The following is a 26015-nucleotide window of genomic DNA, read 5'->3' as shown; positions in this document are numbered from 1 at the left end:
ACAGGTCGGGGGCCAAGAGTGTCGCCGTCGGCGGCGCTGTCCGTCCGGAACGGAACCATCCGTCCGGAACGGGCCTACTCGTTCGAGACGGAACGGTTGAGATTGATGCCGCGCTTCTTCTGGGTGCGGAACACGACGATCATCATCGCGAACGCGAGCAGCGCGATGACCAGCATGACGACGAGGATGGCGGTGCCGCCGTTCGTCGACGCCTGCCGGTAGCTGGCGTCGCCGAGCGTGCCGTGGCCGGCCTGGCAGACGGCCATGATCGTCGTGAAGATCGCGGTGCCGGCGGCGCCGCCGAACTGGTTGAACGTGTTGAACACGGCGTTGCCGTCCGGCACGAACGGTCCGGCGATGCCGTTGATGCCGTTCGTCATGATGTTCGACGCGGACAGCGCGAAGCCGACGCCGAAGAAGATGTACAGGCAGGCAAGCAGCGTGGAGTTGAGGTGCTGCGAGAAGCACAGCAGCGACGCGATGCCGACGATGCACAGCACGATGCCGGTCAGGATCGGCCTGACCGGGCCGAGGCGGTCGAACAGCGTGCCGCCAATCGGCGCGCAGACGGCGGCGGCGAGGGCGCCCGGCATGATGAGCAGGCCGGCGGTGAACGTCGGCGCGCCGAGCGAGAGTTGCGCGAGGTTCGGGATCAGGTAGCCGAAGCCGATAATCAGCGTGGCGAGCATGAAGTAGGACAGCACCTGCATCGTCGCGACCGGGTCGCGCATCCAGCCGAGGCGGATGAGCGGCGAGAACGAGCGCCGCGTGCTCCAGCAGAAGAACACGAGCGACGCGATGCCGACGACGAGGGCGACGACGCCGACGACGACGGTGCCCGCGGACACGGCGCCGGCGACGGCGTCGCCGATGGCCTCGCCGACTTCGGTGACGCCGAGCACGAGTCCGACGAGAGCGATGACGATCGAGACGAACTGGACGACGTTGAGCTCGGCGGCCTCGGTCGGCTTCTTCTGCTGGATGCAGCAGGCGCCGAGCGGCAGCGAGACGAGCAGCAGGAACGGCAGCACGAACACGAAGATCCAGCGCCACGGCAGCACCATCGTCACCAGGCCGCCGACGGTCGGACCGAGGGCCGGGGCGACGCCGATGACGAGGGCGCCGACGCCCATCAGGCGGCCGACCTTCGAGCGCGGCGACTGCTCGAGGATGACGTTGATCATCAGCGGGACGGCGATGCCGGTCGCCACGCCCTGGATGACGCGGGCGATCAGCAGGATCCAGAACGCGTGCTGGAAGATCATGATGACGGCGCCGACGCAGGCGCAGGTGATCGCCGTGACGAACAGCGACTTCAGCGTGAAGCGGCGCTTGAGGTAGCTCGACAGCGGCATGATCGACGAGACGGTCAGCAGGTAGATCGTCGTCACCCACTGCACGGTGCTGGTCGTCAGGTTGAATTCCTCCATCAGCGCCGGGAACAGCACGTTCATGCAGGTTTCGGTGAGGACGCCGATGAACGCGAGCAGGCCGCAGCCAAAGATGGAACCGATGAGCTTGCCGGGGATCTTCTCGTCCTCGTCGCGGTCGAGGGCCGTCGACTGCGCGTCGGCTTCCTTCGTGCCGGGCACGACGGCGATCGGGATGGCGTCGGAACCGTCGTCCAGCGGTTCCTCGATGACGACATGGGCGACGCCGCCGGCTTCCATAGCCGGTTCGATGACCATCTGTCGGTCGTCGCCGTTGACGAAGGCCTCCTCGACCCTCGTCGGTTCGCCGTCGTTTCCTTCGGTTTCGATGTCCACAGTCCGTTCTTCACTCATGCAGCGTGGCACTCCCTATGTCTTGAGATTCCCCGAAAATCGCGGGGCCACTTGACGAAAGCATCGACAGAAAAACGGCAAAAATAAAGCCTACGCCAACGAAAATCTCGTTTTCGTCCGTAGGTCTTGGATCCGTCTTCGATTATTTCGTCACTGATTCGCAGTGTAGGCGCACGGCTGGAATCCCCATCGGCACGATTCCTCCGCCCGAGGCCAGATCTGGCCGTTTCGCCGGCGTGGCGCATGGGGAGGAAAGGTCCCCGCGAAGGGAGCATTCCTCCTCAAGGTACCATGTATTTACCGGGCCGACTTGTCCGTCCCGGCCTTCGCGAGCCGGGCCCTGCGCAGGCGGAAGGCGGTCAGCAGGCAGGCGAACGCGACAGCGAAGACGACGAGCATCGTCAGGAAGATCCACGTACCGCCACTGGTGGTCGCCCTGACGTAGGCGGCGGAGCCGATCGTGCCGTGGCCGGCCTGGCAGATCGCCATGATCGTCGAGAACAGCGTGATGCCGGCGGCGCCGCCGAACTGCATGACGGTGTTGAACACGGCGTTGCCGTCCGGCATGAACGGACCGGGGATGCCGGACATGCCGCTCGTCATGATGTTCGAAATGCACAGGGCATAGCCGACGCCGAACAGGAAGAAGAACGCGGCGAGCGTGAACGGCGTCAGGTGCGCCGAGAACACGAACAGCAGCACGAGGCCGACGCCGCAGGCGATCAGCGAGCCCACGATCGGCTTGACGGCGCCGAAACGGTCGTACATCATGCCGCCGAGCGGCGCGCACAGCGCGCCCACGAGGGCGCCCGGCATCATCAGCAGGCCGGCGATCAGCGCGTCGGTGCCCAGCGACAGCTGGGCGAGGTTGGTGATGACGTAGCCGAAGCCGAAGCTCAGCAGCGGCAGCAGGGCGTAGGCGACGACGTGGAGCAGGTTGACGCGGTCACGGAGCCAACCGAGGCGGATGAGCGGCGAGAACGACTTGCGTGCCGACCAGCAGAAGAAGACGAGCGAGGCCAGACCAATGACGAGCGAGGCGACGGCGGCAACAATGGAACCGGCCGCCGGCGCGCCGGAGACTCCGTCGGAGATGGCGACGCCGAGTTCGTTGACGCCGAACAGCAGGCCGACGAGCGCCACGACGACGGCGACGAACTGGACGGCGTTGAGGTGCGCGGCCTCGGTCGGACGCTTCTGCTCGATGCAGTGCAGGCCGAGCGGCAGCGAGACGAGGACGAGGATCGGAACGACGATCATGAAGACGGTCCTCCACGGCCAGACGGCAGAGACGGCGCCGCCGACGGTCGGGCCGATGGCCGGCGCGACGGTGATGACGAGCGCGCCGACGCCCATGAGCCGGCCGATCTTCGTCTTCGGCGACTGCTCGAGGATGATGTTCATCATCAGCGGCGTCGCGATGCCGGAGCCGATGCCCTGCAGGCAGCGGGCGACGAGGACGAGCCAGAACCGGTAGCCGAAGATCATGATGACCGAGCCAATGACCGCCAGCGCGACGGCGGCGACGAACAGCGACTTGAGCGTGAATCGGCGGTTGAGGAAGCCGGACAGCGGCATCGTCGCGGCGACGGACAGCAGGTAGATCGTCGTCACCCACTGGACGAGCGACGTCGAGATGTTGAACTCCTCCATCAGCGCCGGAAACAGGACCGTCATCAGCGTCTCGGTCAGGATGCCGAGGAACGCGAGCGAGCCGACGGCGGCGATCGAGCCGATCAGTCTCTTCGGGATGGTCTGGTCGCCGTCGGCTTCGGCGACCGGGGCGCCCCATTCGTCCTGAATGAGCTGTTCCTCTTCCTCGAGACGGTTTTCGACGCCGTCCTCGAGATCGGCGGCCGATTCGGCCACGAGTTCGGGATTGGAATTGTCGAGAATGAACTCTTCTTGTTTCATTTCCCCTGTGGTTCTTCACACGATAGGCAACAGAATACGGCCCCCGGAATCCCCGGCAAGGCACGGTTTATGGATTGCGCACGAAAAAATGTCGAATCGAAACAACATCGGATACTACCCCCGCAGCCTCGACAATCCTTCCCTCCACCTACAACTTACGGGCTAAAGGCGTCGGTCGGCGGCGATGTCGTTCCCGGGATGCCAGCATTGATGAATTTCGCAAGTCGACGACGCCACCGCACGGCCCCACCGTCAACCCCGCCGGGACGGATCGTTCTTGTGGATGATCTCGCGCATGCGGTCGACGGCGGGGCCGATCTCGCGTTCATAGCCGCGGTTGTTCGGGTGGTAGTACTCGGTGCCGAGCAGCTCGTCGGGCATGTACTGCTGCGTGGCGATGCCGCCGGGCTCGTCGTGGGCGTAGACGTAGCCTTCCTTGTTGCCCCAACTCTTCATCAGCGCCGTCGGCGCGTTGCGCAGGTGCAGCGGCACCTGGCCGATGCGGCCCTTGTCGACGTCCTCGAGCGCCTGGTTGATCGCCAGGTACGACGCGTTCGATTTCGGCGCCGTCGCGACGGCGATGACGGCTTCGGACAGGATGATCCTCGCTTCCGGCATGCCGACCATCGCGACGGCCTGCGCCGCGGCGACGGTGACCTGCAGGATCTGCGGGGCGGCCATGCCGACCTCCTCGGCGGCGGCGATCATGATGCGCCTGGCGATGAACCGCGGGTCCTCCCCCGCCCTGATCATCCGGGCGAGGTAATGCAGGCTCGCGTCGACGTCGGAGCCCCGCATCGACTTGATGAAGGCGGACGCGACGTCGTAGTGGTCGTCGCCGTCCTTGTCGTAGCGAATCGTCGCCGTGTCCATGACCTCGGCGACGACGTCCGGCGTGACGACCGGGTTCGGCGTGTTTCCGGGCGAATCGTTCCCGTTCTCCTTGCCGTCGCCATCGCCTTCGCCGGCGGCGAGCGACGCGACGGTGACCGGACCGGTGACGGCGCCGGCCGCCGCCTCGAGGATCGTCAGCGACTTGCGGGCGTCGCCGCCGGCGAGCCGCACGATGTCGTCGACGGCGGCATCGGTCACGTCGACCCTGTCGCCGAGGCCGCGCGGACTGTGCACGGCGCGCCTGACGACGGTTTCCAGCTCGTCGCCGGACAGCGACTCGAGCTTGACGACGACGGAACGGCTCAGCAGCGGCTTGATGACCGAGAAGCTCGGGTTTTCCGTCGTCGCCGCGATGAACGTGACGTCGCGGTTCTCGACGCTCGGCAGCAGTGCGTCCTGCTGGCTTTTCGAGAAACGGTGCACCTCGTCGATGAACAGCACCGTCTCGACGCCTTCGGAGACGAGGCGCTCGCGGGCGCGGGACAGCACGTCGCGCACGTCCTTGACGCCGGACGTCACGGCCGACAGCTCCTCGAAGACGCGGCCGGACTGCTGGGCGACGATGTGGGCAAGCGTCGTCTTGCCGACACCGGGAGGACCGAACAGGATGACGGAACTCGGCGCCGTCAGGCTGCCGGTCGACGCGGGGTTCGCCAGTCGCCGCAGCGGCGAGCCGGGCGTCAGCGCCCTCGACTGGCCGACGACGTCGTCGAGCGTCGACGGCCGCATCCTGACGGCGAGCGGACGGACGACATCGTCGTCGCCGGCCGCCGCGGCGAACAGATCCTGTTGCTGACTCATACGGCCAGTATAGCGCCGGCAACACGGCATTCGAACATCTGTTCAACTCCCGTTCCGGCCATCTTTGCCAACATTCTTGACGAAACGATACCCCCGTCGTACAGTTCCTCCGGCATGTCGCGATTATCATGGGACATAAGCCGCGGCGACGACAACGGCGTCGTCCGACCGCCGGCGGCCCTCCTTCCCTACGCCTCTTCCCCCACGATAACCGTAAACATCGTTGTCAAGGAAGACAGCGATGTCGATCACAGCACCGGAAGGTACTCCATGACCGATCTCGAAACCAACAAGCCAGCCCCGAACAAGGGGCTGCAACGCTCGCTCAAGCTCGTCTTCGTCTACACGGTGGCGACCGGCTCGATCTTCACCTACGTCAGCTACTGGGATTCCGTGTTCTTCGGATACTGCGGCTCCGGCGTCTTCCTCGCCTTCATGCTGATGACAATCGCCATCCTGCCGACGGCGCTCGTCTACAGCGAGCTGTCGTCGATGTTCCGCACGGCCGGCGGCGAGCTGATCTACAACACCGTCGGCATCAACAGGCACGTGGGCTTCCTCGCCTCGTGGCTGATCATGGCGGCGTGGATCGCCGTGCCGCCGGCCGTCGTCATGGCCATCGCGACGTTCATCAGCAAGCTGTTCGGCCTGAACCTGAGCTTCGGGGCGATCATCGTCATCGGCATCGTCATCCTGCTCGCCGTCTTCGTCATGAGCATGCAGGACATCCAGTTCCTCGTCAAGGCGCAGGCCACCTGCCTGTTCGCGAACATCGTGACGACGCTGATCACGGCGCTGCTGATCCTGACCTGCGGCCACTGGAGCTTCTCGAACATCGTGCAGTCGTTCACGTACACGTCGCTCGACAGCACGTTCGGCATTCCCGGCTGGATCATCGGCATGGCGCTGCTGATCACGCCGTTCTTCGGCTTCGAGACGGTGCCGCAGATGGTCGAGGAAGGCGATTTCCCGACGTCGAACACGAAGAAGGCGATCTGCGGCTCGATCATCACCTGCGGCGCCATCTACGCCATCTTCTTCTTCTGCGTGGCCGGCCTCGCGCCGGCGCAGGAGCTGCTCGCCGGCGACGCGTCGAGCGGCTTCATGACGATCACGGCGATGGAGACGATTCTCGGCTGGCGGGTCTGGCCCGTGCTCTACGGCCTGGTCTCGATCCTGCTCGGCATGACGGCGTCGATCCTCGGCTTCTGGATGTCGACGGTGCGCATGCTGTACTCGATGGGCACGAAGAACTTCCTGCCGCAGGCGTTCACGAAGGTCAACAGGCACCAGCAGCCGATCCTGCCGAACATCTTCCTGCTCGCCGTCAGCCTCGTGTTCATCCTGCTGCAGAACGCCGGCACGTTCATGAACGACTTCTTCAACCTCATGTCGTTCGGCTGCGCCTGCGCCTACGCGCTGACGATGATCTCGGCCGTGCGCATGCACCGCAAGCATCCCGACTGGTATGCGCACAACAGGAACAAGGTGCGCGGCGGCGACGTCATGCGCATCCTCGCGATGGTCATCATGGTCGCGATCGCGTTCTTCTGCACGCTTGGCCAGGGCGTCGGCTCGTGGGTGTCGTTCGGCGTCTACCTCGGCATCGGCGTCGTCATCTGGCTGTGGATGGTCCTCGTGCGCTGGAAGAAGAGCAAGGTGACCATCGAGACGCCGGACGGTGTCGAGGAATTCTAGGCACGATTCGCGCGGCAGTCCGGCCGTCCGGCCATGCCGCCGCAGAGCCGATCGGTCCAGTCGACCAACCAGTCATTCATTCAATCAATCAACCAACCCACTGATACACAGACAATCCCGACGACAAAGGAGTCATGAACCATGGCACAGCGGAAACTCGAAGGCAAGGCGGCACTCGTGACGGGAGCCGCGGCGGGACTCGGCGCAGGCATCGCCGAGGTGTACGCGAAGTACGGCGCGAAGGTCTGCATGGTCGACCTCGATCCGGCGGTCGAGGCGACGGCGGACCATATCCGCGAACTGTATCCGGACGCCGAGCTCGTCACCGTCACGGCCAACGTCGCCGACCGCGACGCGATGGTCGCCGCGGCGAAGCTCGCCCATGACACGTTCGGCTCGCTCGACGTCGCCTGCTGCAACGCCGGCGTCTGCCGGCTCGCGCCGTTCGAGCAGATGAGCGACGAGATGCGCGACTTCCACATCGACGTGAACATCAAGGGCGTATGGAACACCTGCCAGGCCGTCATCCCGTACATGCTCGACGAGGGCAGGGGCGCGATCGTCATCGCGTCGTCGGTGACCGGCGACATCGTCGCCGACGCCGGCGAGGCGGCCTACGCGATGACAAAGGCGGCGCTCGTCGGCCTGACGAAGTGCCTCGCCGTCGAATACGCCGACCGGCATATCCGCGTCAACTGCTCGCAGCTCGGCTACGCGAGGACGCCGATGGTCGAGAAGATGGCCGTCGAGTCGAATCCGGACAATCCGGAGGCGGCGATCGACGACATCGCCGTCGGCGTGCCGATGAAGCGACTCGCCAGGCCGGACGAGGTCGGCGAGCTGTTCGCGTTCCTCGGTTCCGACGAGGCGAGCTACATCACCGGCTCGCAGATCGTCATCGACGGCGGCAGCACGCTGCCGGAGACGATGAGCATCGGCACGAACTAGGCGCCGCGCCCATCCCCATTCTCCGGATGTCACGGACCCGGGCCGGCGGCCCGAGTCCGTGACATCCGTTTTTTCGGTTCCTTCCGGCATGCCGGAGGGCCGCGAAGCTCCGGTCCCGCTAGATCTCGTCGACCTCGTAGTCGTGGAAGACGACTTCGCCGCGTTCCTGGATGGCGTCGAGGTCGACGATGCCGGTGATCGCCCAGTTGTGGTCGCCGTCGGAGTCGTCGATGACCTGACGCACCTTCCAGGTGTGCTCGTCCTTCTCGTGGCGGTCGTCGAGGATGAACAGCTCGCCGCTGCGGGCGCCGGCGTCGATGTTGACGTACTCGTGGTCGTCGTAGTAGTCGTCGAGCGCGTCTTCCCATTCGTGAGGCCCGTAGCCCCATTCGCGGTCGAGCTCGCCGAGCGCGGCCGGGTCGTCGCGGTCCATCAGCAGCACGCGGCGGAACATCGCGTTGCGGATGAGCACGATCAGGCCGCGCCGGTCCTCGACGACGGCGTCGGCCGTGCCCGGCGCGGCGAGCGTCGCGGCCGTCGCCGCGTCGACGGCGCCGGCCGGCACGCCATCGGACTCGAGGCCGGCGGCCTCCCATTCGTCGACGAGCGACGAGTCGACCGAGCGCACGACGACGCGCAGCCAGGAAACGATGTCGTCGAGTTGCTCGTCGCGCTTGTCGCGCGGCACCGTGCGCGCCAGCACCCGGTATGCGTCCGACAGGTAGCGCAGCAGCGTGCCCTCGGAGCGGGCGATGCCGTAGCGGGCGATGTAGCCGTTGAAGTCGGAGGCCGTCTCGACCATGTCGCGCACGACGGACTTCGGTGACAGTTCGTAGTCGGCCGCCCACGGCACGTCGTGCCGGTATTCGTCGAACGCCGCGTCGAGCATGTCGGCGAGCGGCTTCGGCCACGTGACCTCGGCCAGCCGGTCCATGCGCTCGTCGTAGTCCAGGCCCTCCTCCTTCATCGTCGCCATCGCCTTGTCGCGTGCCTGGCGCTGCTGGGCCTTGAGGACCTGCTTGGGGTCCTCGAGCGTGGCCTCGGCCATCGAGACGACGTCGAGCGCGTAGGTGTCCGATTCGGGGTCGAGCAGTTCGAGGGCGGCGAGCAGGAACGGCGACAGCGGCTGGTCGAGCGCGATGTTGTCCGGCACGTCGACGGTCAGGAAATAGTCCTCGCCGCCGTGGCCGTTCGGTTCGGTCTCGATGACGCCGGTGTCGAACAGCGTCTCGAAGATCGCGTCGGCGCGCTCGAGCAGCTGGTCCTTCTGGTCGGGCGTCTGCGACGAGTCGTCGATGAGCTTCACGATTCTCGCACGGGCGTCGCCGCCCTGCTGCACCTCGTTGAGGACCATCGAGTGCGAGACCTTCATGTGGGGCATGAGCGTTTCCGGTGCCGCGTCGATGAGCTTGTCGAACGTCGACTCGGTCCAGTTGACGAAGCCTTCCGGCGCTTTCTTGCGCTTGATTTTCTTGAGTTTCTTCGGATCGTCGCCGGCCTTCGCGACGGCGCGCGCGTTCTCGATCTCGTATTCGGGCGCCTCGGCGATGACGAGGCCCTCGGTGTCGAAGCCGGAACGTCCGGCGCGGCCGGCGATCTGGTGGAATTCGCGGGCGCGCAGCCGGCGCATCCTCGTGCCGTCGAACTTCGTCAGCTGCGTGAGGACGACCGAGTGGATCGGCACGTTGATGCCGACGCCGAGCGTGTCGGTGCCGCAGATGACCGGCAGCAGGCCCTGCTGGGCGAGCTGCTCGACGAGGCGGCGGTAGCGCGGCAGCATGCCGGCGTGGTGGATGCCGACGCCGGTCTTCAAGAGCCGCTGCAGGATCTTGCCGAAGCCGGTCGTGAACTTCGTGCCCCTGATTGCCTCGGCGATCGCGGCGCGCTGTTCCTTCGTCGAGACGCCGGTGTTGGCGAGCGACTGGGCCGTGTCGAGCGCGGCGTCCTGCGAGAAGTGGACGACGTAGATCGGCGTCTGGCCCTTCGAGACGGCGAGCTCGACGGTCTTCTCGAGCGGCTCGAGCGTGTATTCGTATTCGAGCGGCACCGGCCTGGGTGCGTTCGCGATGATGTCGACGGGCCGGTCGGTCATCGCCTCGAGCTTGTCGGCGATCGCGTCGACGTTGCCGAGCGTGGCGCTCATCAGCAGGAACTGCGTCTTCGGCAGCGTGAGCAGCGGCACCTGCCACGCCCAGCCGCGCTCCGGGTCACCGTAGTAGTGGAACTCGTCCATCGCCACGCAGCCGATGTCGGCCTTCGCGCCCTCGCGCAGGGCCTGGTTGGCGAGGATCTCGGCCGTGCAGCAGATGATCGGCGCGTCCGGGTTGATGGACGAGTCGCCGGTCACCATGCCGACGTTCTCGCGGCCGAACACGTCGACGAGGTCGAAGAACTTCTCGGAGACGAGCGCCTTGATCGGCGCCGTGTAGTAGGAGCGGCGGCCGGTCGCGAGCGCCGCGTAATGCATGCCGAGGGCGACCATCGACTTGCCGGAGCCGGTCGGCGTGTTGAGGATGACGTGGTCGCCCTCGAGCAGGTCCATGACGGCTTCTTCCTGGTGCGGCCAGGGCTCGACGTGTTTCGTGTCCTCCACCCATTGGAAGAATCGTTCGTAGATATCGTCGTCGTCGAGGTACCGGGGGTCCGGATCGTTCCAGTCGGGCGCCAGCTTCGCCAGCGAGCCGTAGGAGGAGACGGCCGCCTCGCCGTTCGTTGCCGCAGTGTCTTCAGTCATGCGTCCCAGTCTAGCCGGTGACGTTTCCCGACGGAGAAGCCGCGGCGACTGGTCGCCGGACGACCGGACAGACAGACGGCGGGGCTCCGGTCGCCCGGAGCCCCGCCGTCTGCCAATGGGAGGTTGCTGACTCACTGCTTCGCTGCCGTGCCGTCGGCCGCCGGCTTGCCGGTGGCCGTGGCGTCGGAGGAAACAGCGGAAGCGTTGGGTACCGCCGGCTTCGTGGTCGTCTTGGACGATTCGTCCGACATGATGGTCGGTGTGCCGTCGCTGGCCGGAGCCTTGCCATCGGCCAGGTCGGACATGTCCTTCATGACGGAGGCGCGGGCGAGATTGGCCGTGGCCGTTGCGGTGCGGGCGTTGCCTTCGGCTTCGGCCAGCGCGTCGTCGGCCTTGGCTTCGGCGTTGTAGGCCTTGACTTCGGCGGAGGCGTCGCGCGATTCGGCGGCGGCCGCCTTGGCGCGGGCACGGGCGATATCGGCTGCGGCCGATGGGTTGTCAGGCAATGCCGTCGCGCCGACCTGTTCGGCGGTGGGCGTCGGCAGCTTCGTCGTGCCATCGGCGCCGTCCACCGGAACGCCGTTGTTCGGCGTATCGAACTGGACAGCCTTGGTACTGGCTTCGGAGTTGACGAGGATCGGTCCGGCCTCCGGCGTGTCCGGCTCGACGATGCCCTTCTGCCTGAGCAGGTCGGCCGCCGCCTCGGCCTGCTGTTCCGGCGTGGCCGAACTCGGCAGGCTGATCATCTCGTCGGGCGTGTAGGTGTGCTTGATCGGCATGCCCATCGGATCCTGGTCTTCGGACATGATGGCGGTCGGAATGTTGGACAGTGCCTTGCCCGGCTTCTTCATGCCTTCGATCTGCCAGGTAAACGGCGCGAACTGGTTGGTCGGATCGACCCAGTTGCGCTTGCGGGACAAGCGATACAGCAGAACGCAGCACAGGAAGACGAACGCGATCATCGCAATGATGATGACGTCGTAGGTGAAGCCGGAACCGACTTCGGCCTTGAGCTGTGCCGGCGGATACATGGCCAGCACGATCGCGAAGACCGACGCCGCGATGCCGACGCACGCCACGATCCATGCGCCGACCTTGCCGCCGGGGACCTTGAATCCGCGCGGACGGTTCGGCTGCGTGTAGCGCAGGCGCAGGAACGCGACAAACATGAAGACGTAGTACAGCATGTACAAGATCGTGATCGCCTGGGTGACCAGCGCGACGAAACCCTCGATGTTCGGCAGGAAGAAGACGACGAACGCGACGATCGTCATGAACAGCATCTGGAAGTACATCATGCGCGACGGCATGCCGTGCTTGTTGTTGTTCTGCAGCCACTTCGGCAGGAAGCCCGAGCGACCGGCCTGGCCGAGCATGTACGACGGACCGGCGAGGTTCGTGATCAGGGCCGCGAACGAGTTGGCCAGCGACAGGTAGACAATGACGAGATAGAGGTCCGGGAAGCCAATCTGCGCGCCGAGGTCGCGGAACACGGTATCCAGCGTGTACAGCAGGTTGATCTGGCCTTCGGGCACGATCATGGCGATGATGACGGTGCCGATGACGAAGATGAGGAACGCGAGGATCATCGAAATGAACACGACGACCGGGAACTGCTTGCTCGGGTGCTTGAGGTCCTTGATGTGGGCGGCGTTCATGTCGACGCCGGCGAACGAGAAGAACACGCCGGCGGCCAGCGATAACGTCGAGATGCCACTCCATTGCGGCACGAATCCACTGAACGACATGTCGATGGCGGGACGGTTGCCCTTGCACAGCCAGACGACTGCGAGAATCATCATGATGGCCAGCGGGATGAACGTGCCGAAGATGACGCCGTACTTGGCGATGTTCGAGAAGACCTTGACGCCCTTCGTTGCCAGCCAGCAGATGAACCAGTAGTAGGCGAGCCAGCCAAGCATGATCGGCAGCGTGACCTTCCAGGAGTGGTCGGACTCGGCGAAGTTGACGGCCCAGTTGTAGTCGGAGGTGAAAAAGCCGATCGTCGCCGACGAGCCAGGGATGCCGGAACCGAACGAGAACGACGTCTGGAACCACAGGATCAGCAGGCAGCAAATGGCCGGGAACGTGCCCAGGCCTTCGCCGACCCACCTGAAGATGCCGCCGCGCTGGCTCCATCCGGAAGCCAGCTCGGCCGCGACCAGACCGGTCGGGATGAAGAACAGGATGCCGCCGATGAGCAGGTAGGTCACGGCCGACAGGCCGTAGAAGCTCAGCTGCACGTCGTTGGCGATGCCGGCCAGCGTCGTGACCGTCATCATCGTCAGGGCTATCGTCGATATGTATCCGGTGCCCGAGTTGGCGCCCTTCACCGCCTCCTTGGCCTTGGACGCCGACACCGCCTTGGTGCCCGATTTAGTTGTTGTACTCATAGTTTTCAGCTTTGTCTGTCGGATCCCCGCTTCCCGCTGCGTTGGTGTTTCTCCCCCGGCGGACTGCAAGGATATTGCGTTGGGACAGCCGGAAGAACCGCCTTGTCGATCCGTGCGTCCCTACCCGCACCGGCCGTGCCGGACGATTCTCGGCTTTCCTGATCTCCGAAGGTAGTCGGCGGCGATTGCCGAAATCGGTCGATTTGTTCTGGGGGAAATATTCGGACGAAGGGTTACGTCTGACGCGGCTTGCCCAAACCGGACGCCATTGCCCGGTTCTGTTCGGCGTCAGCGTAACGGGAGCACCAAAACCCGATTATCGCCATCGGATTTGGCGTCCAAGCATAGCACCCGACGGCATTCCGTTCGCCCGCCGGCGAACGGAAAACGAATTGGCCTGTTGCTGACCGCGAACAGGCGCGACCGCGGAGGCCCGGCCGGGAGGCGGCCAGCCGGCCCGGTCAGTCGGCTTCGAGGCGTTCCAGCGCCTCGGCGCGGTCGACGTCGAGCGGTGGCCATGTCATGTTGAAGTTCTTCATGGTCGTCCTGAGGAGTTCGGAGACGGCCATCCTCGAATACCAGCGGTGGTCGGCCGGGATCAGGTACCACGGCGCGTCCGGCGTGCTCGTCTTCTCGAACACGTCCTGCCAGGCGGCGACGTAGTCGTCCCAGCGGTCGCGGGCGTCGAGGTCGGACGGATCGAATTTCCAGTACTTACGCGGATCGTACAGTCGCTTGAGGAAGTGCTGCTTCTGCGCCTCCTTGCTGGAGACGAGGTAGATCTTGAGGATGGCGCAGCCGTCGGCGACCAGTTCGCTTTCGAAGTCGTTGATCTCGCCGTAGCGCTTCTGCCAGACCTCGGGCGGGAACGTGCCGTAGACGTGCGGCATGACGATGTCCTCGTACTGCGAGCGGTCGAAGATCGAGATCCAGCCGGCCGGCGGCAGCTCCTTCCTGATGCGCCACAGGTAGTCGTGCTGCCTGTCTTCCTCGCTCGGGGCGCCGAAGCCGTGGTAGTGGATGCCCATCGGGTCGACCTGGTGGAAGACGTGGCGGACGATGCCGCCCTTGCCGGAGGCGTCCATGCCCTGCAGGATGATCAGCACGCGCCGCTTCGAGCCGTGCAGGCCGTTGGCGTACATCAGGCGCTGGTAGCGCGAGATCTCGGTGGCGGACAGGCCGATGAATCGTTCGCATTCGGCCTTGTTGCCGTCGAAGCCGGGCGTCTCCCCCGCGTCGATGTCGGCGAGCCGCTGGCCGGGCCGGAAACGCAGGCGCTGGGCCGGCGGCAGCGAGAAGACCGAACTCAGCATGTCGCTCGACTTCGCCGCCTGCGACAGGCCGGCGACGACCGACTCGCTGCCGTCGGCCTTCGACGCCCGCTGCGCCACCTTGTCCATCGTCTTCGCGATCTTGCTGACTTTTTTCTTTTTCGATTCCTTGTTGCCCATGCTCCCGTATTGTAGAAAGCGCGATCCTCTCCCCCGTCGTCTTTCCCTGACGACGGAAAGGAAACCCGCGAATGCCCGTGATGACCGTCACCATGGATACGGCGAGGGGATGCCGCGATTCCGTGATTGGATCATGGAATCGCGACATCCCCTCGCGTTCGGGAGTACCGGCGGGATTCGCCGTTACCCGGACGATTCGACGCTATTTCACCTGGACGATCCGTCGGACGATCCGTCCTTGTCGCCGCCGGACTTGCCTTCGTTCTTCGTGAACCAGCGGCCCTTGCGGGCGGTCTTCGCCGGCTTGGCGTTCCTGGCGGCCTTGCCGCCCTTGTCCGGTCCGGTCGAGAATACGAGCCGGGCCTGTTCGGCGAGCGGCTTCTTCTCGAATTCCTGCTGGCTTTCGGGGTGCGTCTCGTCGAAGCCCTGCGTGTAGCGGGTATGCCGCCACTGGTGGATCGACGCGTTCGTGCCGCGGTGATGCACGTGGTAGAGGCGCTGCGAACCACCGAGCGGACGTTCCTCGTGGGCGACGGCGATCTGGTTGACGTTCGACGGATCCATGATCGCGATCGGGGCGATCGGTTCCGGCTCGGTCGGCGCCAGCGTGTGCCGCTGCATGCGGGCCGGAAGCCATTCGGCGAAGCGGCTCAGCGCCCAGCACAGGATGAAGTAGATGACGGCGGCGACGACGAGCGTCTGCAGGATGTTGAAGTACATCGAGCCGAGTCGGCGGCTTTCCTGCAGCAGGTCGGTGTACATGATGATCGAGCCGAGCGCCGTGTCCTTGAGGACGACGACGAGCTGCGTGACGGCGGCCGGCAGCATGGCGAAGATCGCCTGCGGCACCTCGATGCTCATCAGCGACTGCGTGCGCGTCAGGCCGAGCGCCAGGCCGGCCTCGTGCTGGCCGTTCGGCAGGTTGCCGACGCCGGAGCGGATGAGCTCGGCGACGACGGAGCCGTTGTACAGGATCAGCGAGATGACGACGGCCCAGTACGCCGGGCTCGGGAGGCCGGCGAACGCCAGGCCTCGCCAGAAGAAGATCATCATGATGAGGACCGGCACGGCTCGCGTGAACTCGATGACGATCGCGCAGATGCCCTTGATCAGCGGGTTCGGCAGCAGTCGGCCGATGCCGAAGATCAGGCCGAAGATGACGGCGCCGACGACGGCGACGACGGCCGCGCGGATCGTGGCCCACAGGCCGGGCAGGTAGAAGTCCGACCAGGCTTCCCATTCGAGGGCTGGCTTCCAGAGTTCCCAGGACAGCTGGTTTTCGCCCTGCGGCGGGTTGTGCAGGCGCACGAGGATCAGGACGACGACGATGGCGAAGACGATGCCGGCCACCCAGTTGGCGATGCGGATGCGCTTCTTCGCCTTCGGGCCCGGTTCGTCGAACAGGACGCTGCTTTCATTGGTTGCCATGGTTGTTCGTCACCTCCTGACTGCGAGCTTGTTGGACAGGTACGTCGTCAGCAGGCCGATCGGGATGATCATGATGACGTAGCCGAACGCGAAGATCAGGAAGATCTGGATGATGACGTCCGGACGGTACTCGATCATCTCGCTCATCAGCGAGGACGTTTCGGTGGCCACCGACGCGGCCGCCGCGACGGTCGAGTTCTTGAGCAGCGCGATCAGCGTGTTGCCCAGCGGCGCGACCGAGCCGCGGAAGGCCTGCGGCAGGATGATCTGCGTGGCCGACTGCATGAAGCTCAGGCCCAGCGCGCGGCCGGCCTCGGCCTGGCCGAGCGGCACCGTGTTGATGCCGCTTCGCAGCGACTCGCAGACGAACGCGGCCGTGTACAGCGACAGGCCGACGACGGCGAGCCAGAAGAAGTTCGTCGTGAACGTGTTCGAGAAGCCGAGCTTCAGCTGGCCGTAGACGCCGAGCACCATGAAGACCATGATGATCGTCAGCGGCATGTTCTTGAACAGTTCGACGTATGCGCCGGAGACGCGGCGCAGCGACGGGACCGGCGAGATCTTCATCATGACGAGGACGACGCCGAGGATGGCGGAGAACAGCGCGCTCCAGGCGGTCAGCTCGATGTTGACGAGGAATGCGGCGGGAATGTTGTAGGACTGGAAAAGCTCAATGAATCCTTCCATGCTCAGCTATCCTCCCCGTCGTCCGGAATGATGCCCTGGTTGGCGGTCGGCGGATTGTACTTCGCATTTGGCGTGTAGTCGGTGCCCGCGGTGTTGTCCTTGATCGCCTGTTCCCAGGAGCCGTCCTCGATCATCTCGTTGATCGCGGCGTCGATCTTCGCGACGAGTTCGGTGTCGTCCTTCTTGACGCCTACGCCGTAGTATTCCTGCGTGAACGGGTCTCCGACGACGCGCAGCCTGCCGCCGGACGCCGAGGCGAGGCCGGCGAGGATGATGTCGTCGGTGGTCACGGCGTCGACGATGCCGGACAGCAGCGCCGTCGCGCATTCGGCGTAGCTCGGCTGCTCCATCAGCTGGACTTCGTTGGCGAACTTCTCCTTGACGACGGTCGCCGACGTCGAGCCGGTCGCCGAACACAGGCGCTTGCCATTGAGGTCCTCGGGACCGCTGATCGAATCGTCGTCGGCGCGCACGAGCAGGTCCTGGCCGGCTACGAAGTACGGTCCGGCGAACGAGACGACCTCCTTGCGGGAATCGGTGATCGAGTAGGTCGCGATGATCATGTCGACGTCGCCGTTCTGCAGCATCGCCTCGCGCTGCTTCGACGGCGCTTCCTTCCATTCGATCTGGTCCTCGGAATAGCCGAGTTTCTTCGCGATGTACTTCGCGACGTCGACGTCGAAGCCGACATAGGTGCCGGACTTCTTGAAGCCCAGGCCAGGCTGGTCGAACTTGATGCCGATCTTGATCTTGTCGGACGCGTCGTCCGATCCGCAGGCGGAGACGCCCACGACGCAGGCGGCCGCGCAGATCAGCGCGACGGCCTTGCGCCAGATGCGCTTCGCCGGCCCTCCAAATAGTTTCATGCTGTTCCTTCGCTCTTCGTGACGTCTCTCGTCAATGCGTCAGTGCGTCAGGATCTTCGACAGGAAGTCCTTGGCGCGCTCGGTCTTCGGATGCTCGAAGAACTCGTCGGGCGTGCCCTCCTCGAGGATCTGGCCGTCGGCCATGAACACGATGCGGTCGGCCGCCTTGCGGGCGAAGCCCATCTCGTGCGTGACGCACAGCATCGTCATGCCTTCCTTGGCGAGCTCGACCATGACGTCGAGGACCTCGTTGACCATTTCCGGATCCAGCGCCGAGGTCGGCTCGTCGAACAGCATGACCTTCGGGTGCATGGCCAGGGCGCGCGCGATCGCGACGCGCTGCTGCTGGCCGCCCGAGAGCTGGGACGGCATCTTCTCGGCCTGCGAATCGACGCCGACGCGGGCGAGCAGGTCCATCGCCTCGCGTTCGGCCGCCATCTTGTCCATGCCGCGCACCTTGATCGGTGCGAGCGTGACGTTGTCGAGAATCGTCTTGTTGGCGAACAGGTTGAACGACTGGAACACCATGCCGACCTCGGCGCGCAGCTGGGCGAGCTGCTTGCCTTCCTGCGGCAGCGCCTGGCCGTCGATGCGGATGACGCCGGAATCGATGGTCTCGAGGCGGTTGATCGTGCGGCACATCGTCGACTTGCCGGAACCGGACGGTCCGACGATGACGAGCACCTCGCCCTTCTTCACCTTGAGATTGATGTCCTTGAGCACGTGGAGGTTGCCGAAGTGCTTTTCGACGTGTTCAAGCTCCACGAGGTACTTGGCGTCGTCCTCGATGACGGGCTGGATGCCCGCGGGGGAATTCATTTCAGTCTTTTGAGTCATAAGCAATCAGTCTAACGGCCCAGTGTAACGGGGATGCATACCCCCCTCGTTACACAAGGGGGTGGTTTCGGGACACTCGTCCCGTCCCAACGTAGCGCACGCGGCGCCGCATCTCAACGGACGGATCGTCCCTGCACCAATCCTTTATAAATTACGGTCGTTTCAAACGATTCCCACGAAACTTTATTCCGGTGAATCAAATACCGGGCATGCCGGACGACGCTGTCCGGCCGGCCGGCCACCGGCAACCGTCGCCGGAGGACGGGGGTCCGCCTCCCCCGGCAATCAGTCGAGCGCGAGCAGGAACTGGACGGCCTCGGCCTCGGCGACGTCGCGGTCGGCACCGTCGAACGCGTGCGTGAGGTCGGAATAGGTGGAGACGGCGCAGCGCGTCATCGCGGCGCCGTACTGCTTCGCGCAGGCCTCGGTGATGACGGTGTCCCTGTCGCCTTGGATGGCGAGGGCCGGCCCATGGAACCGCGCGGCCATTTCGTAGACGGGCAGCGTGCGGGCAATGCGCACGAACTTGCCGTCGATCGTCACGCGGCCGTCGGCGACGGCGATCGTTTCCGGCACGTGGACCGGATCGAAGGAGACGCCGAGCAGCAGTCCGCGCATCGCGTCGTCCTTGAGCGAGGCGGCCGGCGAGAGCATCGCCAGTCCCCTGACGACGTCCGGATACATGCCGGCGAGCATGCCGGCGACGACGGCGCCGGCCGAGTGGCCGAGCAGCGCGATGTCCCTGACGTCGTCACGACCGCGCACGTAGTCCAGCACGGCGATCGCGTCCTCGGTCTCGTTGTACAGGTCGGCGGCCGCGAAGTCGCCTTCGGACTTGCCGTGGCCGTTGAAGTCGAAACGCACGACGATCCAGTCGTTGGCGACGAACCGGTCGGCCAGCTCCTGCAGCAGGTTGCCGTCGGCGTAGCCCGAGTCGCCGAGCAGGCCGTGCATCATCAGCACGGCGTGCTTCGGCCGGTCCTCGTCGCCGTACGGCCGGTCGATCCTCACGTGCAACTCGAGTCCGTCGCGCACGACCTCCGCCGTCTCGTTCACCGCATCCGTTGCCTTCGTCATCGTCATTCCTCCCGCATGTTCGATTGTCGAGGCCATCGTAGGCAGGAAACGTCTCGGCGTCCGTTCCATTCAGCTACCGGCACGCCCCGGCAAACAGAAGGGGTGTCACGATCCCGTGATTTGATCACTGGATCGTGACACCCCAACGTGATGGTCCGACGGCATCGGGCCGACGGAATCTCAGTCCTCGTCCTCGTCCGGGTCGTAGTCGACGCCGGTCTCGGCGCGCTGCTCGGCGCTGATCGGGGCCGGGGCGCCGGTCAGCGGGTCGCGGCCGCCGCCGGCCTTCGGGAAGGCGATGACGTCGCGGATCGAGTCGGCGCCGGCGAGGATCGCGGCCACGCGGTCCCAGCCGAAGGCCAGGCCGGCGTGCGGCGGAGCACCGTACTTGAACGCCTCGAGCAGGAAGCCGAACTTGTCGTTGGCCTCGTCCTCGCCGATGCCGAGGACATCGAGGACGCGGTCCTGGATGTCGTCGCGGTGGATACGCACGGAACCGCCGCCGATCTCGTTGCCGTTGCAGACGATGTCGTACGAATCGGACATTGCGTGCTCCGGATCCTTGTCGAACGTGTCGATCCAGTCCTTCGACGGCATCGTGAACGGGTGGTGCATGGAAGTCCACTGGGAGTGGCCGACGGCGACGTCGTCGTCGTCGGGATCGTCGGTGCGCTTGAACAGCGGGAAGTCGACGACCCACGTGAACGCGAAGTCGTCCGGCTTGAGCAGGCCGGCGCGGTCGGCGAGCTCCACGCGCACGGCGCCGAGCAGCGTCTGGGCGCTCTCGCGGGCACCGGCGGCGAAGAACACGGCATCGCCTTCCTCGGCGCCGACGGCCTCGCGCAGGCCATTGCGCTCCTCCTCGGACAGGTTCTTGGCGACGGGGCCCTTGAGCTCGCCGTTCTCGCCGAAGACGACGTAGGCGAGGCCCTTGGCGCCGCGCTGCCTGGCCCAGTCCTGCCACGCGTCGAACTGGCGACGCGGCGTGGCGGCTCCGCCCTTGAACAGGACGGCGCCCACGTAGGGAGCCTGGAACACGCGGAACGGCGTGTCCTTGAAGTAGTCGGTCAGCTCGATGAGCGGGTTGCCGAAGCGCAGGTCCGGCTTGTCGGAACCGTACTTGTCCATCGCTTCCTGCCACGTGATGCGCGGCAGCGGCAGCTGGACGTCGTAGCCGGCGGCGCCCCAGACGGCCTTGATGACCTGCTCGGCGATCGCGATGACGTCTTCCTGGTCGACGAACGCCATCTCCATGTCAAGCTGCGTGAACTCGGGCTGGCGGTCGGCGCGGAAGTCCTCGTCGCGGTAGCAGCGGGCGAGCTGGTAGTAGCGCTCGACGCCGGAGACCATGAGCAGCTGCTTGAGGAGCTGCGGGGACTGCGGCAGCGCGTACCAGGAGCCCGGCACCAGGCGGGCCGGGACGACGAAGTCGCGGGCGCCTTCCGGCGTGGACTTGATCATCGTCGGCGTCTCGACCTCGGTGAAGCCGAGCTTGTCGAGTTCGTTGCGGGCGGCCTTGGCCATGTCGGAACGCAGCTTGAGGTTCTTCTGCATGGACGGGCGGCGCAGGTCGAGGTAGCGGTACTTGAGGCGCACGTCCTCGCCCGGCAGCTTGTTCTCGGACTCGTTCTCGAGCGCCGTGGACACCTGGAACGGCAGCGCGTCGGACTTGGCCAGCACGTCGATCTTGTCGGCGACGATCTCGATCTTGCCGGTGGCCAGGTGGTCGTTCTCGTTGCCCTCGGGACGCAGGCGGACTTCGCCCTCGAGCTCGATGACGTATTCGGAACGCAGCGGGCGCGCCATCTCCTCGTCGTAGATGACGGCCTGCACCAGGCCGGAGCTGTCGCGCAGGTCGATGAAGGCGACGCCGCCGTGGTCGCGCCGGCGGTCAACCCAACCGGAAAGCTTGACGCGCTGGCCGACGAGATCCTCGGTCACGTCGGTCGCATGGTGTGTACGGTAAGCCGACTGGCTCATTCTTCCTCACTTTTTGTTGTTTTCGAACGATTCTTCCATTCTGGACGCCCTCCGGGGAGGGAGTCTATTTTCACTGAATCGTCACCGTCTGCTGGGCATAGAGCGTATCCGGCTCCCACGACTGGACATCGGCCGCGACCTGCTCTCCGGTGACGATGTTCTTGACCTCGTCGCTGTCGGAGCCATCCTCGGTGGCGTCGGCCGGGAACCAGACGTACGGAATGCCGAGCTTGCTGGCGTACTTGATCTGCTTGCCGAGCTTCGCGGCGGTCGGCGCGACGTCGGCGGCGATGCCGCGGCCGCGCAACGCCTGCGCGATCCGGTTGCAGGCCGGACGCATGTTCTCGTCCCAGACGGCGACCATGACGGCGGCCGGCGAGACGCGGGAGGCGACGGCACCGGCGGTGTGCAGCATGTAGGAGACGAGGCGCGACAGGCCGATGGACAGTCCCACGCCCGGATACTTCTTGCTGCCCTGCGAGGCGAGGTTGTCGTAGCGGCCGCCCGAGCAGATCGAGCCGAGCGAGTCGGCGCCCTCGAGGAACGTCTCGTAGACGGAGCCGGTGTAGTAGTCGAGGCCGCGGGCGATCTTCAGGTCCGCGATGACGGAGCCGGGGCGCAGCCTGGCGGCCTCGTCGACGATCATCGCGAGCGTGTCCAGGCCTTCCCTGGCGAGCAGGTAGGCATCCGAATCGAACGCGATGTGGTGGATTTCGCACAGCGCATTGAACTTGTCGGTCAGGTCGGCGCCGTTGTCGGCCGTCAGGTTGGCCAGTTCGAGGCAGGCGTTGGCCTGGTCGGCCGTCGCGCCGCATGTTTCCTCGAGCAGGCGCGCGACTTCCTCGCCGCCGATCTTGTCGAGCTTGTCGATCTCGCGCAGCACGCCCTCGATGTCGGTCAGGCCCAGGCCGCGGTAGAAGCCCTCGGACAGCTTGCGGTTGTTGGCGTGGACGGTGGCCTTCGGCAGGCCGTACTGGCGCAGCTCCTCGAGGGCCTGCACCATGACGAGCGGCAGTTCCACCTCGTAGTGGTCGGGCAGCTCGCCGTTGCCGATGACGTCGATGTCGGCCTGGACGAACTCGCGGAAGCGGCCCTCCTGCGGGCGCTCGCCGCGCCAGACCTTCTGGATCTGCCAGCGCTTGAACGGGAACGCGAGGTCGCCGGAGTGCTCGACGACGTAGCGGCTCAGCGGCACCGTGAGATCGAAATGCAGGCCGAGACGCTCCTCGACCGGGGTGTCGTTCTCGTTGCCGACATCCTGCAGGCGGCTCAGCAGGTAGATCTCCTTGCTGGTCTCGCCCTTCTTGAGCAGGCTCGAGCCCTGTTCGACGGCGCGGGTCTCGATCCCGATGAAGCCGTTGAGCTCGAAAATCGTCCGGAGCGTATCGATGACACGCTGCTCCACTACGCGTTCAGAGGGGAGCCACTCTGGAAATCCTGAAATAGATGAACCTTTTGCCACGTTTCTCTATAATATGGGGAGTTGCGTATAAACGCGTAATCGGGGGTCATGCCTAGACTTGACTCCCAACTGGGAACGATTGGCCGCATGTCCGCCAGCGGGTCGTGCGAATCGTTCCGCTCTGCCGTCACTGAAGCTAAGGAGCTGACTCATGGCCGACAACACCGTCACCGATTCCGAAACCACCAACCCGACCGAGCAGGCCGCACCGGCCGCCGCCATGCCGGTCCCGGCTGCCGCGGCTCCGGAGGCCGCTGCCGCGCCGAAGGCCCCCGCAGCTCCCGCCGCGCCCTCGCCGGCCGCGATGAAGGCGCACATGCCGTCGCCGGCCGCCGCGTTCGCCGGCGCCCACCAGCACACGGCCCCCGCGTCGAACGGCTATTCGGAAGCCGAGATCAAGAAGGCCGAATCGTTCGGCCGCGTCGACGACAACGGCACGGTCTACGTCAAGGACAACGACACCGAGCGCGAAGTCGGCCAGTTCCCGGACGCGTCGAAGGAAGAGGCGCTGGCGCTGTACGCCCGCCGCTACCTCGACCTGAAGTCGAAGCTCGACCTGTTCGAGTCGCGCCTGAAGAACACCTCCGTCAAGCCGAAGGAAATCAACGAGACGCTGTCGGCGCTCGCCGAGGAAATCGCCAAGCCGGACGTCGTCGGCGACATTCCGGCGCTGCAGCAGCAGTTCGTCAAGGTGAAGGTCGAGGCCGACGAGAAGAAGCAGGCGCTGGCCAAGGCCCACCAGGAGGCCATCGCGAAGGCGACGGCCGAGCGACTGGCGATCGTCGAGAAGGCCGAGGCGCTCGCCGCCGGCCTGGGCGACAACACGAACTGGCGTTCGACGGCCGACAAGTTCCGCGCACTGTTCGACCAGTGGCAGGAGCACCAGCGCACGACGATCCGCATCGACAAGGCCGAGGCCGACGCGCTGTGGAAGCGCTTCTCGACGGCCCGCACGACGTTCAACCAGGCGCGCCGCAAGTGGGCGCAGAACCGCGATGCCGAACGCGCCGCCGCCAAGAAGGCGAAGGAAGCGATCATCGTCGAGGCCAACGAGATCAAGGATTCGACCGACTGGGCCGCCACCTCGCGCAAGTTCAACGACCTGATGGCCCGCTGGAAGCAGGCCGGCCGCGCCGGCCGCGCCGAGGACGACGCGCTGTGGGCGCAGTTCCGCGAGGCCGCCGACACGTTCTTCAACGCCCGCCAGGCCGACCGCGACCAGACCTCCTCCGCCGAGAAGGAGAACCTCGCGAAGAAGGAAGCGCTGCTCGTCAAGGCCGAGGCGCTGCTGCCGGTCAAGACCGAGGCCGACGCGAAGAAGGCCCGCAAGGCCCTCGGCGAGATCCAGGACGAGTGGGACCAGATCGGCTACGTGCCGCGCGACGACATGCGCCGCATCGAGAACCGCCTCGACGCCGTCGATAAGCAGATCAGGGCCGTCGAGGAGTCCGCGTGGAAGAAGTCGGATCCGGAGGCCGAGGCCCGCGTCTCCTCCTTCGAGGGCCAGCTCAACGCCCAGCTCAAGGAACTCGACGCGAAGATCGCCGCCGAGACCGATCCGAAGAAGAAGGCCAAGCTCGAGGCCGAAAAGGCCACGAAGGAGCAGTGGCTCAACGCCATCAAGTGAGTCGCATGACCAGCGCCATGCGCTGAAATGCAAGCGGATGCCGCACGCAATGGGGTGTCGCCAGCCAAGGCTGGCGACACCCCATTGCCGTATTGTCGTGTTCCCGGGTCCTCTTCCTGGCGGTGCGCGACGGTGATTCAGCGGCAGCGGGCGTAGGCGAAGTCGCGAATGGCGGCGAGGACATGCTGGCTTTCGGGCAGCCAGCTCATGCAGACCGGGAAGACGTGGCCGAGCGTGGCCGTCGGGGCGACCTTGACGTCGGAGAGTTCGAAGTCGGCGCGCGAGCCGTCACGGGCCGTCGCGGCGGCGAGCGCCGTCGCCAGTTCGAGCGTCTGGGACTCGATGAAGTCGTCGCTGCTCGTCTGCAGGTAGACCGGCGGCAGCGGGAAACCGGTCGCGCCGTCCGTCTGCGCGGCGAGCGTCGAGCGCACGGCGGTCATCGGGTCGAGCAGCGGGCTGTCGCCGGGGATGCCGGCGAACAGCTTCTCCCCCGTCATGTCGGTCAGGCGCTGGCGCTCGGACAGCGCCGCGGCGCATGAATCGTCCGCGTCGCCGGCTTGCCGCATGTCACCGGTCGGCCGCATGTCACCGGTCGGCCGCATGTCATAGACTCCGCTGACGAGCGCGGCGCCAGCGATCGGCATCCCGCTCGCCGACTGGAAGCCGAGCGACGACGCCAGCGTGGCGTTGCGTTCGATCAGCATCGTCGCCCAGGCGAGGAAGCCGCCGGCCGAGTCGCCGGTCAGGAAGATGTTCGCGTGGCTGACCGGGAAGTCGCCCAGGTGCGCGCGCAGCCACGTCAGCGCGGCCTGGATGTCGGCGAGCTGGCCAAGCAGCGTCGTCTGCGGGTATGGCCGGTAGTTGAGGTTGAAGACGGCGAAGCCCTGCGCGGCGAGGTGCGTGCAGAAGTTGCGGTTGAGTTCCTTGTAGCCGTAGTTGAAGCCGCCGCCGTGGATGTCGACGAAGACCGGCAGCGCCGTGCCGCCGGTGACGATGGCCTTGTGCGGCAGGTAGAGGTCGAGCAGGTGGCCGCGTACCTGGCCGGCCTCGGCATCGTAGCCGCCGTCGGGCAGGTACGGCAGGTCGGCGACGACGTCGACGTCGCACGGCACGTGCCAGTAGTCGGTGCGGGGCCAGTCGAAGTCGGCGGTGGCGACGCGGCTGTTGCGGATGGATTGTGCCTGCCGTTCGTCGATCGTGCCGGCGGCGACGGCCGCCTTGAGGTCGCCGTCGGTTTCGGTCCAGTGGTTCGCGACGTCGGCGATGGCGGGAATTGGGTCGAGCTGGTGGGCGTCGGTGAATCTGGTCAGCGGGAAGGGGTTCTCCGTCGTGCCGGCCATGGTCGGTGCGGTATTCGTCGTTGAATTGGTCATGGCCACCATCGTAGGCCACGTGTCTCCCGCCGGTCGTCCGTCGGCGAATTCGATGAACCGG

At 65.7% G+C, this 26015-nt stretch carries 17 protein-coding genes; 3 read left to right on the top strand and 14 right to left on the bottom strand.

Features of this window, described 5'->3' with window-relative positions:
• Positions 1-74: 74 nt before the first annotated feature.
• From F6S87_RS06260 to F6S87_RS06250, 3 genes are all read right to left on the bottom strand, one after another.
• The gene (locus tag F6S87_RS06260; RefSeq protein ID WP_231129406.1) at positions 75-1784 is read right to left on the bottom strand and encodes an MDR family MFS transporter; all 1710 of its coding nucleotides are present in this window, start codon (positions 1782-1784) and stop codon (positions 75-77) included.
• A 297-nt stretch (positions 1785-2081) separates the two neighbouring features.
• Positions 2082-3698, bottom strand: coding sequence for an MDR family MFS transporter (locus tag F6S87_RS06255; protein WP_163227791.1), 1617 nt, complete (start codon positions 3696-3698; stop codon positions 2082-2084).
• Positions 3699-3950: 252 nt separating this feature from the next.
• Positions 3951-5393, bottom strand: a complete 1443-nt coding sequence (locus F6S87_RS06250) for a replication-associated recombination protein A (protein ID WP_163227790.1) — start codon at positions 5391-5393, stop codon at positions 3951-3953.
• Between the two features lie 270 nt (positions 5394-5663).
• Between F6S87_RS06250 and F6S87_RS06245 the strand changes: the two genes are divergently transcribed.
• Positions 5664-7091 (top strand): APC family permease, encoded by a 1428-nt coding sequence (locus F6S87_RS06245; protein WP_163227789.1) that lies wholly within the window; start codon positions 5664-5666, stop codon positions 7089-7091.
• A gap of 141 nt (positions 7092-7232) precedes the next feature.
• A complete protein-coding gene (gene ucpA / locus F6S87_RS06240; protein ID WP_163227788.1) occupies positions 7233-8039 on the top strand; it encodes an SDR family oxidoreductase UcpA in 807 nt (268 codons plus the stop codon).
• 118 nt (positions 8040-8157) lie between these two features.
• Here ucpA and F6S87_RS06235 read toward each other — a convergent pair whose 3' ends face one another.
• From F6S87_RS06235 to hisS, 10 genes are all read right to left on the bottom strand, one after another.
• Positions 8158-10773: a DEAD/DEAH box helicase gene (locus F6S87_RS06235; RefSeq protein ID WP_163227787.1), complete on the bottom strand. Its 2616-nt coding sequence runs from the start codon at positions 10771-10773 to the stop codon at positions 8158-8160.
• A 131-nt stretch (positions 10774-10904) separates the two neighbouring features.
• Positions 10905-13166: an amino acid permease gene (locus F6S87_RS06230; protein WP_163227786.1), complete on the bottom strand. Its 2262-nt coding sequence runs from the start codon at positions 13164-13166 to the stop codon at positions 10905-10907.
• Between the two features lie 461 nt (positions 13167-13627).
• Positions 13628-14617: a PPK2 family polyphosphate kinase gene (locus F6S87_RS06225; protein WP_163227785.1), complete on the bottom strand. Its 990-nt coding sequence runs from the start codon at positions 14615-14617 to the stop codon at positions 13628-13630.
• 207 nt (positions 14618-14824) lie between these two features.
• Entirely contained in the window at positions 14825-16045 is a 1221-nt protein-coding gene (locus F6S87_RS06220) for an amino acid ABC transporter permease (RefSeq protein ID WP_163227784.1), read from the bottom strand.
• A gap of 9 nt (positions 16046-16054) precedes the next feature.
• Complete coding sequence (locus F6S87_RS06215; RefSeq protein ID WP_163227783.1) at positions 16055-16732, bottom strand: amino acid ABC transporter permease; 678 nt, start codon at positions 16730-16732, stop codon at positions 16055-16057.
• A gap of 2 nt (positions 16733-16734) precedes the next feature.
• Positions 16735-17598 (bottom strand): glutamate ABC transporter substrate-binding protein, encoded by an 864-nt coding sequence (locus F6S87_RS06210; protein WP_163227782.1) that lies wholly within the window; start codon positions 17596-17598, stop codon positions 16735-16737.
• Between the two features lie 39 nt (positions 17599-17637).
• The gene (locus F6S87_RS06205; RefSeq protein WP_163227862.1) at positions 17638-18417 is read right to left on the bottom strand and encodes an amino acid ABC transporter ATP-binding protein; all 780 of its coding nucleotides are present in this window, start codon (positions 18415-18417) and stop codon (positions 17638-17640) included.
• A 303-nt stretch (positions 18418-18720) separates the two neighbouring features.
• Positions 18721-19512, bottom strand: coding sequence for an alpha/beta hydrolase (locus tag F6S87_RS06200; RefSeq protein ID WP_163227781.1), 792 nt, complete (start codon positions 19510-19512; stop codon positions 18721-18723).
• 180 nt (positions 19513-19692) lie between these two features.
• Positions 19693-21492, bottom strand: a complete 1800-nt coding sequence (gene aspS, locus F6S87_RS06195; protein ID WP_163227780.1) for an aspartate--tRNA ligase — start codon at positions 21490-21492, stop codon at positions 19693-19695.
• A 70-nt stretch (positions 21493-21562) separates the two neighbouring features.
• Positions 21563-22954: a histidine--tRNA ligase gene (hisS, locus tag F6S87_RS06190; RefSeq protein ID WP_163227779.1), complete on the bottom strand. Its 1392-nt coding sequence runs from the start codon at positions 22952-22954 to the stop codon at positions 21563-21565.
• Positions 22955-23105: 151 nt separating this feature from the next.
• Here hisS and F6S87_RS06185 point away from each other — a divergent pair, with 151 nt between their 5' ends.
• Complete coding sequence (locus tag F6S87_RS06185) at positions 23106-24581, top strand: DUF349 domain-containing protein (protein WP_163227778.1); 1476 nt, start codon at positions 23106-23108, stop codon at positions 24579-24581.
• 137 nt (positions 24582-24718) lie between these two features.
• On the opposite strand, the gene F6S87_RS06180 is transcribed toward F6S87_RS06185, so the two are convergent.
• Positions 24719-25954 (bottom strand): alpha/beta hydrolase, encoded by a 1236-nt coding sequence (locus F6S87_RS06180; protein WP_231129405.1) that lies wholly within the window; start codon positions 25952-25954, stop codon positions 24719-24721.
• Between the last annotated feature and the right edge of the window lie 61 nt (positions 25955-26015).

Source organism: Bifidobacterium choloepi (genome assembly GCF_010667615.1).
Classification (GTDB): Bacteria; Actinomycetota; Actinomycetes; order Actinomycetales; family Bifidobacteriaceae; genus Bifidobacterium; species Bifidobacterium choloepi.
The sequence above is the reverse complement of the archived record's forward strand: the minus strand, read 5'-3'. Positions and strand labels throughout refer to the sequence as shown.

What these genes read in the sequence shown, in the direction of transcription:
- F6S87_RS06210 (WP_163227782.1), bottom strand. Translation starts at nt 17,598, where the DNA reads ATGAAACTATTTGGAGGGCCGGCGAAGCGCATCTGGCGCAAGGCCGTC.
- F6S87_RS06255 (WP_163227791.1), bottom strand. Translation starts at nt 3,698, where the DNA reads ATGAAACAAGAAGAGTTCATTCTCGACAATTCCAATCCCGAACTCGTG.
- F6S87_RS06230 (WP_163227786.1), bottom strand. Translation starts at nt 13,166, where the DNA reads ATGAGTACAACAACTAAATCGGGCACCAAGGCGGTGTCGGCGTCCAAG.
- F6S87_RS06215 (WP_163227783.1), bottom strand. Translation starts at nt 16,732, where the DNA reads ATGGAAGGATTCATTGAGCTTTTCCAGTCCTACAACATTCCCGCCGCA.
- F6S87_RS06200 (WP_163227781.1), bottom strand. Translation starts at nt 19,512, where the DNA reads ATGACGAAGGCAACGGATGCGGTGAACGAGACGGCGGAGGTCGTGCGC.
- F6S87_RS06260 (WP_231129406.1), bottom strand. Translation starts at nt 1,784, where the DNA reads ATGAGTGAAGAACGGACTGTGGACATCGAAACCGAAGGAAACGACGGC.
- ucpA (WP_163227788.1), top strand. Translation starts at nt 7,233, where the DNA reads ATGGCACAGCGGAAACTCGAAGGCAAGGCGGCACTCGTGACGGGAGCC.
- F6S87_RS06245 (WP_163227789.1), top strand. Translation starts at nt 5,664, where the DNA reads ATGACCGATCTCGAAACCAACAAGCCAGCCCCGAACAAGGGGCTGCAA.
- F6S87_RS06180 (WP_231129405.1), bottom strand. Translation starts at nt 25,954, where the DNA reads ATGACCAATTCAACGACGAATACCGCACCGACCATGGCCGGCACGACG.
- aspS (WP_163227780.1), bottom strand. Translation starts at nt 21,492, where the DNA reads ATGAGCCAGTCGGCTTACCGTACACACCATGCGACCGACGTGACCGAG.
- F6S87_RS06185 (WP_163227778.1), top strand. Translation starts at nt 23,106, where the DNA reads ATGGCCGACAACACCGTCACCGATTCCGAAACCACCAACCCGACCGAG.
- F6S87_RS06220 (WP_163227784.1), bottom strand. Translation starts at nt 16,045, where the DNA reads ATGGCAACCAATGAAAGCAGCGTCCTGTTCGACGAACCGGGCCCGAAG.
- F6S87_RS06225 (WP_163227785.1), bottom strand. Translation starts at nt 14,617, where the DNA reads ATGGGCAACAAGGAATCGAAAAAGAAAAAAGTCAGCAAGATCGCGAAG.
- F6S87_RS06235 (WP_163227787.1), bottom strand. Translation starts at nt 10,773, where the DNA reads ATGACTGAAGACACTGCGGCAACGAACGGCGAGGCGGCCGTCTCCTCC.
- F6S87_RS06205 (WP_163227862.1), bottom strand. Translation starts at nt 18,417, where the DNA reads ATGAATTCCCCCGCGGGCATCCAGCCCGTCATCGAGGACGACGCCAAG.
- F6S87_RS06250 (WP_163227790.1), bottom strand. Translation starts at nt 5,393, where the DNA reads ATGAGTCAGCAACAGGATCTGTTCGCCGCGGCGGCCGGCGACGACGAT.